Source organism: Paenibacillus medicaginis, assembly GCF_042138635.1.
GTDB lineage: Bacteria > Bacillota > Bacilli > Paenibacillales > Paenibacillaceae > Paenibacillus > Paenibacillus medicaginis.
Genome location: NZ_JBHIRY010000061.1, coordinates 1 through 12564, shown reverse-complemented (window position 1 = coordinate 12564; position 12564 = coordinate 1). Strand labels below are relative to the sequence as shown.

15 protein-coding genes are annotated in these 12564 nt (G+C 48.6%); 11 read left to right on the top strand and 4 right to left on the bottom strand.

The window, feature by feature from the left end; translation table 11 throughout:
* The first annotated feature begins 438 nt into the window (after positions 1–438).
* The 3 genes from ACE5LO_RS27375 to ACE5LO_RS27365 all read left to right on the top strand — a co-directional run bounded on the left by ACE5LO_RS27375 (position 439) and on the right by ACE5LO_RS27365 (position 3574).
* The gene (locus tag ACE5LO_RS27375) at positions 439–822 is read left to right on the top strand and encodes a hypothetical protein (RefSeq protein WP_375523076.1); all 384 of its coding nucleotides are present in this window, start codon (positions 439–441) and stop codon (positions 820–822) included.
* A gap of 189 nt (positions 823–1011) precedes the next feature.
* Positions 1012–1470, top strand: a complete 459-nt coding sequence (locus ACE5LO_RS27370; RefSeq protein WP_375523075.1) for a glycosyltransferase family 2 protein — start codon at positions 1012–1014, stop codon at positions 1468–1470.
* 112 nt (positions 1471–1582) lie between these two features.
* Entirely contained in the window at positions 1583–3574 is a 1992-nt protein-coding gene (locus ACE5LO_RS27365) for an SGNH/GDSL hydrolase family protein (RefSeq protein WP_375523074.1), read from the top strand.
* Between the two features lie 140 nt (positions 3575–3714).
* Here ACE5LO_RS27365 and ACE5LO_RS27360 read toward each other — a convergent pair whose 3' ends face one another.
* Positions 3715–3936 carry a helix-turn-helix domain-containing protein gene (locus tag ACE5LO_RS27360; protein WP_375523073.1) on the bottom strand — a complete coding sequence of 74 codons (222 nt, stop codon included), beginning with the start codon at positions 3934–3936 and terminating at the stop codon, positions 3715–3717.
* A gap of 195 nt (positions 3937–4131) precedes the next feature.
* On the opposite strand from ACE5LO_RS27360, the gene ACE5LO_RS27355 reads away from it, so the two are divergent.
* From ACE5LO_RS27355 to ACE5LO_RS27330, 6 genes are all read left to right on the top strand, one after another.
* Entirely contained in the window at positions 4132–4428 is a 297-nt protein-coding gene (locus ACE5LO_RS27355; RefSeq protein WP_375523072.1) for a DUF6809 family protein, read from the top strand.
* A 459-nt stretch (positions 4429–4887) separates the two neighbouring features.
* Positions 4888–5772: a recombinase family protein gene (locus ACE5LO_RS27350; protein WP_375523071.1), complete on the top strand. Its 885-nt coding sequence runs from the start codon at positions 4888–4890 to the stop codon at positions 5770–5772.
* Complete coding sequence (locus ACE5LO_RS27345; RefSeq protein WP_375523077.1) at positions 5720–6433, top strand: recombinase zinc ribbon domain-containing protein; 714 nt, start codon at positions 5720–5722, stop codon at positions 6431–6433. Before ACE5LO_RS27350 ends, ACE5LO_RS27345 begins: the two co-directional genes overlap by 53 nt.
* A gap of 219 nt (positions 6434–6652) precedes the next feature.
* Positions 6653–7174, top strand: a complete 522-nt coding sequence (locus ACE5LO_RS27340; protein ID WP_375523070.1) for a hypothetical protein — start codon at positions 6653–6655, stop codon at positions 7172–7174.
* A 255-nt stretch (positions 7175–7429) separates the two neighbouring features.
* A complete protein-coding gene (locus tag ACE5LO_RS27335; RefSeq protein WP_375523069.1) occupies positions 7430–8539 on the top strand; it encodes a glycosyltransferase in 1110 nt (369 codons plus the stop codon).
* Between the two features lie 252 nt (positions 8540–8791).
* A complete protein-coding gene (locus ACE5LO_RS27330) occupies positions 8792–9121 on the top strand; it encodes a helix-turn-helix domain-containing protein (protein ID WP_375523068.1) in 330 nt (109 codons plus the stop codon).
* 58 nt (positions 9122–9179) lie between these two features.
* On the opposite strand, the gene ACE5LO_RS27325 is transcribed toward ACE5LO_RS27330, so the two are convergent.
* Positions 9180–9479: a DUF6809 family protein gene (locus tag ACE5LO_RS27325; RefSeq protein ID WP_375523067.1), complete on the bottom strand. Its 300-nt coding sequence runs from the start codon at positions 9477–9479 to the stop codon at positions 9180–9182.
* A 141-nt stretch (positions 9480–9620) separates the two neighbouring features.
* Positions 9621–9800 carry a ribbon-helix-helix protein, CopG family gene (locus ACE5LO_RS27320; protein ID WP_375523041.1) on the bottom strand — a complete coding sequence of 60 codons (180 nt, stop codon included), beginning with the start codon at positions 9798–9800 and terminating at the stop codon, positions 9621–9623.
* A 338-nt stretch (positions 9801–10138) separates the two neighbouring features.
* Here ACE5LO_RS27320 and ACE5LO_RS27315 point away from each other — a divergent pair, with 338 nt between their 5' ends.
* A complete protein-coding gene (locus tag ACE5LO_RS27315) occupies positions 10139–10339 on the top strand; it encodes a type II toxin-antitoxin system MqsA family antitoxin (protein ID WP_375358130.1) in 201 nt (66 codons plus the stop codon).
* 216 nt (positions 10340–10555) lie between these two features.
* On the opposite strand, the gene ACE5LO_RS27310 is transcribed toward ACE5LO_RS27315, so the two are convergent.
* Entirely contained in the window at positions 10556–11392 is an 837-nt protein-coding gene (locus ACE5LO_RS27310) for an Rpn family recombination-promoting nuclease/putative transposase (protein ID WP_375523066.1), read from the bottom strand.
* Positions 11393–11639: 247 nt separating this feature from the next.
* Between ACE5LO_RS27310 and ACE5LO_RS27305 the strand changes: the two genes are divergently transcribed.
* Positions 11640–12564: recombinase family protein (locus tag ACE5LO_RS27305; RefSeq protein ID WP_375523065.1), on the top strand; the 925-nt coding region annotated here is incomplete at its 3' end.

The following is a 12564-nucleotide window of genomic DNA, read 5'->3' as shown; positions in this document are numbered from 1 at the left end:
TTGTGCGAAGCGCAAGCACTGTCTACGAAGTAGGCAGAGACAAGCTCGTGACTTTAGTCATGAGTTGTTGACAACCATGCCTATTATTAAGGCAGTCAGTAGGTTTTTAGGTTTGAAGAAACATAGAACTGTTTTGATACAAAACGTATCTCTGCGTGTCCCCATATTCCTGCAATTTTGTATGATTTACGTAAGCAGCTTCAGCTTAATGATTGAAGTAAGAGAGCTTTCGATCATATTTTGAAAACGATTACAAAATCACAAAAACCCGCGTCAGATCAAGGGATTCCGGTCTTCGTACATCCCACACGTCAAATAAGAAGCCACGATTTCCCGACTGGCGCAACAGGCGTCACGGGCGTGACCGGACTGACTGGCAGGACTGGTGCCACGGGGGTGACAGGCCCTACGGCTCCGAGCGTGACGGAGAATTATTACATGGGGAGGGGAGTTGGAGGTGCGGGAATAATTCCAAATGCCACTGTTCCAGTTACGATCGAGGTGAACTCAAATGGGAACGCCATTCAGCAGGGTACACTAGGGAGAATCAATCTGGCCGCGAATCAGACGTATTATGTGGACTACAGGACGAATGCCAATGCACCAGGCGCAAATAGCCTCGTAGCTGCTTCTTTGGAGCTTAATAATACTGCTGTAGCAGGAAGTAATGCCGTAGCTACGAGTGGTGGTATAACGCAGGTTCTAGCAGGGAGTGCCATTATTTCGACGGGTGTATTAGGAGGTGTCTTACGTTTGCGGAATGATGCACCTACAGCAGGTAACTTTGGCTCAACAGCTATGAACATCATTAAACTGATGTAAGCTGGTTTAACTTGGTTCATCTCGCTGTTTACGGGCAGTGTGATTTCGAGGGTCACTCTTCAGACATTCACAGGTCTCAAGAGTGGCCTGATTTCAATTCATTCGAATCATAAGCCCGCAGCTTTGCAGAAGAAATCCGGCAGAGAAACGATCGCTTCCGGTATAGCGCCATATTCGAGGAGGTGAAGGATGGACACCCCCAGCATTTCGTTATGTATGATCGTCAAGAATGAAGAACCGTATCTGGCGCAATGCTTAAGCAGCGCCCGAAGTATTGTAGACGAAATTATTGTAGTGGACACAGGCTCGACGGATCGATCCGCAGCGATTGCGAGCGATTATGGAGCCAAAGTCATTCATCAGCCCTGGGATGATAGCTTCTCGAATGCCCGGAACCGGGGGCTTGCGGAGGCTACGTGCGAGTGGGTTCTGTGGCTGGACGCGGATGAAGTGTTGGACAGGAACGAGGCCATTAAATGGAAAAGATCATACATGTACCCGAGCTATGCGAGCCATTACGGGCAGGCATGGCTTTTTGTTGTGCCGCCATGTTCTTATTTTTCTGCGCGGTGCATAGATTATAGCGGGGATAACTTGACAAGCCCATCGGATTCGTATGATTCCCCACCCATAAACCTCCATTATTAACACAAACGGCAAAATAGCATAGTCGCAGATCAGAAGAGCCCCAGAAGAGCCTCCACGTGATGAGGACATTTTTATTGAAAGAGTGAGCATATTGGCGGAGATGGAGCCCATTTTGGATAACGATACATCCCAAGAGGCGTATCCGAAGATCGACCGCAACTTTACTCGCTTGAACCAGGAGATCGCCGGGATCAAAGGCAGCATGGTGATTGCAAGTTACTATGGCTTAAATGCCAGCGTGGGGGACAACGATGCGACCGCCCTGCTCAACGATTTGTTTGCCGAAGCCAAAATCCAGGGCAAAAAATACGTGTACTTCGATGTGCCTCATACGTATCATGTCAGCGGTCCATTAACCAACGCACGGGATTTGATTTTGCTCGGGGACGGGGCCAGCATCAAGAGCAGCAATCTGAATAACTACTATATTCAAATCTGCAATACCTTGCAGGTATATACGGGAAAATATAACACAATGGTTCACGATGAGGATATGTTCGCTATAGTTTGGAGAGCCATTCAGAACACCAAAGTAGTGAACGTCTGTATTTGGGGTGACAGCATCAGCACCGGAAGCGAGGATAATATTGGGATCAACTACAACACAGGCCCGCGTGTTGGGGAGGGATCACCGCATGGGCTGACGGCTGGGGATGCGTACGTTCACCGGCTGATCGATATGCTGGTCACGAAGTTCAAAGATGTCACCTTTAACTTCTATAACCGGGCGATCGGAGGGTCCATGATCCAGCAATGGCAGGATGCCAAAACCTTTAGTACCGTTACGAAGCCTTGGATTGATCATATCCAGGACACAAATGCGGATCTGTTCATCACCGCTTGGGGCATGAACAACGAAACCATAAGCAGTGCCAAAGAGTTCATATATTACATGGATCAAATCACGAATCATATCCACGCCAATTTCACCAAGCAGCCCTCAATGGTCTGGTTGACGACCCCACGTCCTGTCATGGCTTTGGAAGACAGCAGATTTGGTACGTATGATGCACAATTTGCCCGGGATTTGGCGGCGTATGCAGCCAGAATGCACGGGAAATCCAAGGGGCACTACATTATCGATGTGAACAAAGTTTCGAATCTGAAGCGAGCCGGGAAGGATTTTGAGCATCCGATCATGCGGGAGCTTGCGGTTACCAATACACAAGTTGATGGACTTCTATCCGGAAACTATACGAAGACCGGAACGGACTACATGCTCGCCACGATAGGCCAGTACCTCCAGTTCAATGTACAGCTCAAGGACTTTGTATTGGAATTTGAGGTGCGGTTTGGGTTAAATCTCCCGGCCGGTAATGAAAGCCTGTGGCTCGCTTACAATTTAATCGGTGATATCGCTGATCAAGGAAGTGTGATTCTCTTTTATCCTAAAGAGCCGTCCGGTGTGGGAGCGATCGGTGATTACAGCCGGTATCTGGATCATGCGCACTGGGGACGGCAGGGGTTGTACACGGATTCCGTTTTCTGGGACGATAATACTTTCAAAAGAATCAGGGTAGAGAAGCGTGGTGACATCCTGGATATCTTCCTGAACCGCATACGTGTCATGAGGACACGAACGAAGCTGAACAACTTCAATCATCCGGCAACCGTCGGAATTGAGGAAGTTTATGAAGTGGCGCTAAGGGAATTTGTTGACGATCTGGCGGATATTCATATAGGGATACCGGGTCCTGCCGGTCCGACCGTGACGGAGAATTACTTGAATGTAGTAAGCCAGGGTCATGCTGTTCCGTCCGGAGCGGCCGTACCTCTTGGGGCCCACACCGCAGCTAACGGCACCGCCATCACGCACGTGTTTGGTTCGCCTCAGATTGTGCTGGAAGCGAATCAAACGTATCAGGCGACATATTCAGGCACAGTCAGGGTGGCCAATGGGGGCGCGATTATCGCTTTTAAACTGAATGGGGTGCGGATCGGTTTCACAAGCAGCTTTTCCAGCCTAACCAATGGCACAAATCTGAGTTTCAGCAATACCGTGATTTTTAGTACCACCGGAGAAAGTATATTGACCGTTAACAATATGAATGCCGTTGATCAAACATTTGTAACACTGAACGTAAGTGTGGTTAAGCTGGCTTAATCGTAAAGAACCGCGTCCACTCTTCAAGCGTTGCTTTCATTTCTGAAAATATAGCAACAGAGGGCCTATGATTGCTCATGTAGCCCCCTCCTGGAAACATCTCTTGTACTGGCTGACATTTGAAGGTGTAATACCACGTTCTATTCCTCAACATCCACCAAATCGATGATCTCACGAATATCCTGAATATTCAGGGCTGCTGCGATTTTTTCGATATGGCTGAAGCTCATGCTTTCTCTTTTGCCATTCGCTAATTCACTTAATGAAGCTTTTCTTACATTTGAAATTCTGGATAATTCCCTTAATGAAATCTGATTAGCTTTGGTTAGTTCCTTTATTTTTACAACTACTTTCTTTCCCATTCGAATCTCCTCACTTTTCTGAATATCCACTTGACGTCCCGCATATGCGGGACATATAATGATTTTATAAACGGTCCTAGTACTAGTACCATTACTTCTGTAATTCGCCCATCCGATCCTCAACGTATGAATGTGCATAAGTGCCAAAAACCTCTGTGCTTTTCTTAAGAAAAATACATAGAAAGGTGGAGCAACATGCAAAATGTATTGGAATCACTCTATTATGGCGATCTGGCTCCCCATGAGCAAAGCGCTTCCCAAAGCCCGGAATATAGATTGCTGAACGAACAAATTACCGAGTCCCTGAATCACTGGAAAAAGAAGCTTGCCGAAGAAGATTTCAACGAGCTTGAAGCTTTAACCGATCTGTATCATCAAGTTCAGGGAATCGATATGGCCTCCTCGTTTACAACCGGCTTTAAACTTGGCGCAGCCATGATGATTGAAGTGCTTTCCAGTATGAGCCCACCTGTTCCACAGCAGGATACCTGACAGCAAAACATCTTCTGACTATTAATGATATAGCAAATGTTGGTGCAGGCGCTAGTACCACTCCGGGGCTGGCAATCTGTTGAATGCAAAGGCCAGGACACCTGCTATCCAAATGATCTGATCCGGTGCATTTACATCGGATTTTTTTGCTGTGCGACGGGCAACTTCTTTTTATATGGACAAGCGGTGAGCCTGAGCTTTTGGCGATGATGGGGACCTCCATGCCCAAAGCGAGCATATTTCTGGCAATTTCTATGGCTTTCTTTTGTCCTCCTTCGGCCACCCCCTCAGCCCGTCCCTCAGTCCGGCCTTCAGTCATGCCTTTTCTCGTCGCCCATTCATGATGGTGTTTCTCTTATACTGCTGCTCTATGTCATAATCCACAACTCATTTCATAGAGTAGAGTAATACAGCACTCAGACAGAGGTGTGAGTGGGCGATGGGAGTGATGTACACACGATGGAGGGGAATACCGGAATATTCGGCGCACTCTACCTGCGCATATCACGGTCCAAAGGAGAGAATGAAGACACGCTTCGCAATCACCGTGAGCTGATGGAGGAATTTTGCCGCGAGCATGATTACACCTTTGAGGTGTACGAAGAAATCGTGAGCGGGGGAAAGCATCAGTTGGAGGCCCGCCCTCAGTTACAGAAACTGCTCCGCAACCTTGGGCGCTACCAGGCCATTTTTGCCGTATCGCTGGACCGCCTGTCCCGCAATGGGCTGATCTCCCAGATCATTAAAAAAGAATGTATCGAGCATGATGTGAAAATCATTACGCCGACGCAAGTCTTTGACCTGGCCGGTTCAGAGGCCTCCCGTCATTTATATGATATCAGTTCGTTATATGCCTCGATGGAATATGAGATGATCGGCCGCCGGACGAAAATCAATAAAATGCAGCGGGCCCGTCGAGTAGAGCATGTCAGCGGCAGGGCGGCTTACGGTTACTGGCGCAACCCGGACACCCGGAAGCTGGAAATCTATGAGCCAGAGGCCGGGATAGTTCGTTATATATTTAAGCTGTACCTCCGAGGTTTGAACTGCCGCAAGATTGCCGACAGGCTCAACGGGGATGGCCTCAAAACCCAACAGCTACATGACTTCCTGCCCATAACCATTCAGCAGATCCTGCGCAATCCGGTGTACAAGGGAACCCTGGTGTTCCAGAGTCGCAAGCGAATCAAGAAAGGCCAAGTGTACCACTACAAGATCGTGGAGACGATCGTCACGGAAGATGCTCATCCCGCGATCATTCCAGTAGAAGAGTGGGAACGAGCTAACTGGTATAAAATGGAACGGGGGGGCAGACCCTTTCACCCGCGAGAGACCAGCAGATAAAACGGGAGCCACCCTGTTCAAAGACCTGTTATTCTGCGGGATTTGCGGAAGAAAGCTTAATATCCATAAGAAGAGCAACGGCACGTTACTCCTCATGCCTTGTCGGAAAGAGCTGCCCGATAGCGATATAAAATGCAATAATCAGGGAATGAAGCTGCGATTGCTGGAAGAAGAGGTACTGCAACAGCTTCAGAACGATAAAAGGCTGCAATGGGATCAACATCTGCAGCCGCAAGAGCAGACAAGCATCCTGATGGATTTACACGAACGTCTGATGCTGATCGAACAGCAACTGCGGGAGAACGAGGAGGAGCAGGCAGAGCTCGTTGAGCCCGCACTGGCAAGGAAGTTGCCGTACAAACTACTCAAAAGGGTGCATACCCGGGTGAAACAACACCCCGTACTACAGGAGTCCAGAGACAAGATCCGAAAGCAAGTCCGGGACATCGCAACAGGCCCGCAACGGGATGTGAAGGCACCCCGCATCGGATCGTTTGAGCATTTCAAATCCCTTCCGGCCGAGCAGCAAAACGAAATTCTGAAGCAAAGGGTCAAACGAATCCACTATGTACGAGTTATGCCGAAGGAGATCCGGAAACTGCCTGCCAGAAGCCCGGAACGTGAAGCCTATCCCTTTCACTATACCATTGAATATTTCTAAGCCCCTGGATAATGCCCCATCACTGCGGCATGCTTAAACACGAGTTATAACACCTTTTAACGCTGGGGACATTCGACATGTGTCCGGCTGCGAATGGAAATTAAGAATGATGTAAACCCCCGCTCGCCGCGAGCGGCGAAGAGGAGGAAATACCACTCTCAAGGGATTGAAAAAGCCCAGTAAATACGCGGTTATCTAGACTATACGTAAAAATTACGCATGATGAATTTAGTTAGGATAAGAAATGACGTCCCGACTGGCGCAACAGGCGTCACGGGCGTGACCGGATTGACCGGAATGACCGGTGCTACGGGGGTGACAGGCCCTACAGCTCCGAACGTGACGGCGAATAATTATTATGCTTTTGGGGTTCCAGGTGATGTAGCCGGTGGAGGGTTTATTCCAGTACCGGCTGTTTTGGAGCAGAATGGGACCGCCATTACGCCAGGTGTCAACGGGACCATCACGCTGGCGGCTAATCAGACGTATGCTGTGGACTACAGGACGAACGCCCGGTCTTTAACTACAACTCCGTTCAGTTCGGTAAGTGCTGCGTTGTACCTTGGTGCAACCCTGGTAACAGGAAGCAATAGTGTCGCTACAAGCGAAGGTAAGGTGCAAGTATTGGCAGGAAGCGCCATTATTACAACGGATCAAGTAAGGAACCTATCATTGAGAAATCCTGTAGGAACTGATGCTAACTATGGTTCAACAAGTATAAGCGTCATTAAGCTGGCTTAACCGATACTAGCCCGGCTATCTGTGGACACTAAAATGGCCGTCAAGCTATAACGGAACATAGGAAGCCAATTTAAACCTGGCCACTCTTCAGGCATTCACAGGTCTGGAGAGTGGCCAGGTTCCAATTCATTCGAATCATTTTCTAATCAATGGAAATTTATCGTTTAAGCATTAATACTCTGGCAGGTAACATCATTATTGCGACTTCTCAAACAAGCAGCTCGCATGAATATAAATAACTCGCAGAGGTGAGGGATGGACACCCCCAGCATTTCGTTATGTATGATCGTCAAGAATGAGGAACCGTGCCTGGCGCAATGCTTAAGCAGCGCCCGAAGTATTGTAGACGAGATGATTGTGGTGGACACGGGCTCGACGGATCGCTCCGCAGCGATTGCGAGCGATTATGGAGCCAAAGTCATTCATCGGCCCTGGGATGACAGCTTCTCGAATGCCCGGAATCGGGGATTGGAGGAGGCGACGTGTGAGTGGATTCTGTGGCTGGACGCGGATGAAGCGCTGGACAGGAACGAGGCATTCAAGCTGAAGGAGCTGTTAACCCGGGATTCGATTCGGGAGCAGCAGATTGAAGGGATTGAGCTGCTGTTTCATAATTACCTGGATGACGGCTATATGGAACGTTCTTATCTGCTCCGGCTGGTGCGGAATCGGCCGGCATACCGTTTCGAAGGCCGAGTCCATGAGCAGATCTATGCGGTGATGCTGCAGCACATGCCGAATGGCCGGCTGGGAAGGGCTGACGTGACGGTTCACCATTACGGATATCTGATCCGCAATAGGATCCGCCAGGATAAGGTGAAACGGAATACATCGCTGCTGCGGAAGGCACTTGAGGAGTACCCGCAGAATGGGGTGTATCACTATTACCTGGGGACGGAGCTCCTTAAAGCGAATGAACCGGAGGAGGGGCTTGCCCATTTAAACATCGCGCTGGCTCATCCAGCGGGGTTAACGCCAGCTGTGATCATGAACGCGCATCGGTATCGGATCCTTGCGCTGGGGCTGATGAAGCGTTACGAAGATATGGTGGAGCAATGCAGCGAAAGCATGACCGAGTTTCCGGCGTACACGGACCTGTATCATTACAAAGCCGAAGGGCTGATGGCCTTGGGCAGGATGGACCAGGCGGCTCAAGTGCTTCAGGAAGCATTGAACGTCGGCCCGGCTTCGGAGGATTACCCCAGTATGGCTGGTTACGGCTCCTACTTGACTTGTCTTGAGCTTGGCCAATGTTTGGCTGCTTGCGGGAACGAGCCGGAGGCAGATTGGTATTTTACCCTGGCCAGTCTGATGGACAGCAGTACAATTGCTATAGTAATGCACGATGTCAAGACAGGAAATTGAATATAGTTAGGTGTGAACATGGAGGATCGTACGGAGGAATTGGTCCATTATTGATTCGCGTTAAAGAACAGCCTGTATGTGCAAGACTGCTCTTCGTTGATCATTATGGCTGGATCGACAGGTGATGATTTAATTATACAAAATAGTTCATTAACGGACAATTAAATATTTTCGTTGTCTGTGTATATACCTGAATTATTTGTCTCCAGTTGTCTACACTTTAGTTAATAAAAGAGACAGTGGAGCGTAAACATGGAGCAAACGTTAACAAGGATTGGCCGTAAAATCCGGCAATATCGGAAGTTAAAAGGATTGACACAGGAGCAGCTCGCGGAACGGGTCGGTACCAATTTTTCCTATATCGGCAAAATCGAACGGGGAGAATATAATGTCAAAATACACACGCTTGAAAAAATAGCGAATGCGCTGGAAGTGAGCTTATCCGCACTGTTATCTGATGGTGACCATAAGGGGATTGAGATGAGCGGCGCGATTCTGGAGGCCGCAGCGCTGCTACAGAACCAGAGCGAGGCCGATCAACAGAAGGTGGTTGAAATTCTCAAAGTTATGTTCCGTACGTAGCAGGAGCATATCGCACAAAAATAGCCCGCTCATTACGAGCGGACCGGGTAGTCGATGATTAGCCCGATGCTACATCCTGAAGCCATTCCTCGTGTTTGCTTGAGACTTCGATCATCAAGTTGGCTCCAAGCCTGAACCCATGCAGAAAAGCAGCCTCAACATGCATGCTATGGACGCTGTCACACAGGTCAAAATATTCCTCAAGCTCACGAAATGCGTCTTCACCTAATCGGTCTCGCCATTGATCCGTCTGCACCACCATTTGTTGGCTTAAGCGTCGGTATTCAGGATGAGACGGCACAATCGCCTCATCGGGATGAAGCTGCCCGTGGTACAAGGCTTCCAGAATCGTTTTCATAGTCATCCTCCCATAAAAGGTCATCGCAGCGCTTGAATGAGGTTCCTGCACATGGTAGGATATTTATGCAGTCTGCTTATTCAAGCGGTTGCGTGGTAGGAAGTAGCGAGTATCTTTTCGGGACTCACGCTGCTTCCTTCTTTATTTTTGGAGATCGTCATAGATCTTCTCAATCCCTTGGCGCACGATATGCGAACGTGACGTATTGAGCTTCTCGGCAGAAGCCTCGAGCTTGCTCATGACTTCCTGATCGATACGTATCTTGATCGTTATGCTTTTGGGATTGTCAGATAGAGGACGCCCCATCTTTTTGGACGACATCGCTTCACCCCACTTATCGGTCCAACAATAATATATTATTGTTGGACCGATAAGTCAACTGACATTATTCTGACATTATTCAGCTGCTCCCTATTTTTTTGGCAGGTTGAACGAGGATGGTCAGAATGAAGGATCACAATGAGCATAAAGGCTACTTGGAGCAGCTGAATAGAATCCAGAATCCAGAGCGCGGTGCGCGGTGGAAGGCATGCTGATGCAAATGAAGAAAAATGAAGCGGGAGCCATGGAGGATCGAACGGAGGAATTGGCCTATAAGTTAATGAGAGAATACGCTTTGGAATATTATGTTCTATAATGGGTAAAAGGAGCGTGATACCATGAGCGTTCAGAAATGTGTGGCTTGCGAAAGCGAGGACATGAGAAAAGGCGAAGTCGAAATGCCCTTACCAAAGATAGGGAATGTGAAGGTGCCAGCAACCATCTGTAACCATTGCGGTGAATCTTATATAAACGAACGTGAGATCAGGGTATTGGAAAATGTCATGAAAGCAGTCAAAGAACAAGCAGTAGGAGCCTAATTAGGCTCCTTTTTTTGATATACTAGAACTTATAAGATTTCGGGGTAGGAGAGTGCTTCCGCCAACGTCTGGAAAACTGCTCTTTCGCGTCACAAACGTTAACCATATCAAAAAGAAAAACCGCTCCAAAGGAACGGAAATTAATAGGCTTGCTTTCGCCACTCTTCTATGGGGAGAATCATAGATTCAGATAGTTTGTGCTGCATGGGATGGAAATTATAGGTTGGATTTGAGCGATTGTACCACGGCTTCGGAGAGTCCGCTGGCTTTGGCGATGATGGGGACCTCCAAGCCTAAAGCGAGCATATTTCTGGCAATTTCCATGGCTCCTTCAGCCTTGCCTTTTTTCGTAGCCCATTCGATCATGGAGGCTTCATCATGCAAGTACTTCTGCCGTTCCTCATAACGTCGGCGTGCCTCCCGGTCCTGGCTGAGAAATTCAAGCGTATCCATGGCTTTTTTCAAGGTGGGTTCATTCATCGTAAGCACCTCCCAATTCGACTTGTCAATCCCTTTCAGGAACAACAGCCAATTGACCAACCCTTCCCCCGTGGGAACAGACTGATCATCCAGCTTGGACAATTCCACGACATGCACTTCAATATCGTCGCTGAGCTCGATTCCAGTATGGTCTTCCCGCAAATGAAACACATTATGATAACGGTCGTTCTTGATGAACGAGAAATTTAAAATATTGATGGTGACACATTTCTTGAGCTCCGTGTAGGGTTGTCCTTCCTGCAATTGGCTGGAGTAGCGTTTGCTCCAGTAAAAGAGCGTGCGTTTCTCGATGTCGTATTTATTGAACAACTGCATTTCCACGTTAATTAATTTACCCTCGTCTGTCTTGGCCCAAATGTCAAAAATGGATTGTTTATCGCGCGGAGCATCTTTATCGGTGTAAGGATTGAGCAGCACGATTTCTGTCAGCGGGGGATCACCAGATTCGGCAAAGGTTCGATTCAAGAAAGCGAGCAGCACATCTTTATTTTCCTCACTGCCAAAAATCCGTTTAAAGACGAAATCATTCCTGGGATTCAGCAAGTCCGGCATCTGACCATCAGCTCCATTTCTTTATTTTGTTATCGGGGAGGGGATTGTATCCATGCTTTTTCACTCGCAGAAAATCCATTCATTGGCGAGATCATGGGGTTATTATATCATAAATGAAGATATCCCCCTTAACCTCTAACCCAACATTGGTTTACGTTTACATAGACGTAGGAGGTAAAACATAGAATGTAAGCGTGGGGCGGGACAAATTCGAGAATCAGGCCCTATAGGATGGAGGATGAGCAGCATGAATGGAATTACCGGGATCTTCGGCGCGCTCTATCTGCGCATATCACGGTCCAAAGGAGAGAATAAAGACACACTTCAGAATCACCGTGAGCTGATGGAGGAATTTTGCCGCGAGCATGATTACACCTTTGAGGTGTACGAAGAGATCGTGAGCGGGGGAAAGCAGCAGTTGGAGGCCCGCCCTCAGTTACAGAAGCTGCTCCGCAACCTGGGGCGTTACCAGGCGATTTTTGCCGTATCCCTGGACCGCCTGTCCCGCAATGGGATGATCTCCCAGATCATTAAAAAAGAATGTATCGAGCATGATGTGAAAATCATTACGCCGACGCAAGTCTTTGACCTGGCCGGTTCAGAGGCCTCCCGTCATTTATATGATATCAGCTCGTTATACGCCTCCATGGAATATGAGATGATCGGCCGCCGGACGAAAGTGAATAAAATGCAGCGGGCCCGGCGGGGAGAGCATGTCAGCGGCAGGGCGGCTTACGGCTACTGGCGCAACCCGGACACCCGGAAGCTGGAAATCTACGAGCCAGAGGCCGGGATGGTTCGTTATATATTTAAGCTGTACCTCCGAGGTTTGAGCTGCCGCAAGATTGCCGACAGGCTCAATGGGGATGGTCTTAAAACCCAACAGCTACATGACTTCCTGCCCATAACCATTCAGCAGATCCTGCGCAATCCGGTGTACAAGGGAACCCTGGTGTTCCACAATCGCCAGCGAATCAAGAAAGGCCAAGTGTACCACTACAAGATCGTGGAGACGATCGTCACGGAAGATGCCCATCCCGCGATCATTCCAGTAGAAGAGTGGGAACGAGCTAACTGGTATAAAATGGAACGGGGGGGGGGGCAGACCCTTTCACCCGCGAGAGACCAGCAGATAAAACGGGAGCCACCCTGTTCAAAGACCTGTTATTCTG

Excerpts from the sequence above, each read along its gene's own strand:
- ACE5LO_RS27375 (WP_375523076.1), top strand. The coding sequence starts at position 439 with ATGGGGAGGGGAGTTGGAGGTGCGGGAATAATTCCAAATGCCACTGTT.
- ACE5LO_RS27370 (WP_375523075.1), top strand. The coding sequence starts at position 1,012 with ATGGACACCCCCAGCATTTCGTTATGTATGATCGTCAAGAATGAAGAA.
- ACE5LO_RS27360 (WP_375523073.1), bottom strand. The coding sequence starts at position 3,936 with ATGGGAAAGAAAGTAGTTGTAAAAATAAAGGAACTAACCAAAGCTAAT.
- ACE5LO_RS27355 (WP_375523072.1), top strand. The coding sequence starts at position 4,132 with ATGCAAAATGTATTGGAATCACTCTATTATGGCGATCTGGCTCCCCAT.
- ACE5LO_RS27350 (WP_375523071.1), top strand. The coding sequence starts at position 4,888 with ATGGAGGGGAATACCGGAATATTCGGCGCACTCTACCTGCGCATATCA.
- ACE5LO_RS27340 (WP_375523070.1), top strand. The coding sequence starts at position 6,653 with ATGATGAATTTAGTTAGGATAAGAAATGACGTCCCGACTGGCGCAACA.
- ACE5LO_RS27335 (WP_375523069.1), top strand. The coding sequence starts at position 7,430 with ATGGACACCCCCAGCATTTCGTTATGTATGATCGTCAAGAATGAGGAA.
- ACE5LO_RS27330 (WP_375523068.1), top strand. The coding sequence starts at position 8,792 with ATGGAGCAAACGTTAACAAGGATTGGCCGTAAAATCCGGCAATATCGG.
- ACE5LO_RS27325 (WP_375523067.1), bottom strand. The coding sequence starts at position 9,479 with ATGAAAACGATTCTGGAAGCCTTGTACCACGGGCAGCTTCATCCCGAT.
- ACE5LO_RS27320 (WP_375523041.1), bottom strand. The coding sequence starts at position 9,800 with ATGTCGTCCAAAAAGATGGGGCGTCCTCTATCTGACAATCCCAAAAGC.
- ACE5LO_RS27315 (WP_375358130.1), top strand. The coding sequence starts at position 10,139 with ATGAGCGTTCAGAAATGTGTGGCTTGCGAAAGCGAGGACATGAGAAAA.
- ACE5LO_RS27310 (WP_375523066.1), bottom strand. The coding sequence starts at position 11,392 with ATGCCGGACTTGCTGAATCCCAGGAATGATTTCGTCTTTAAACGGATT.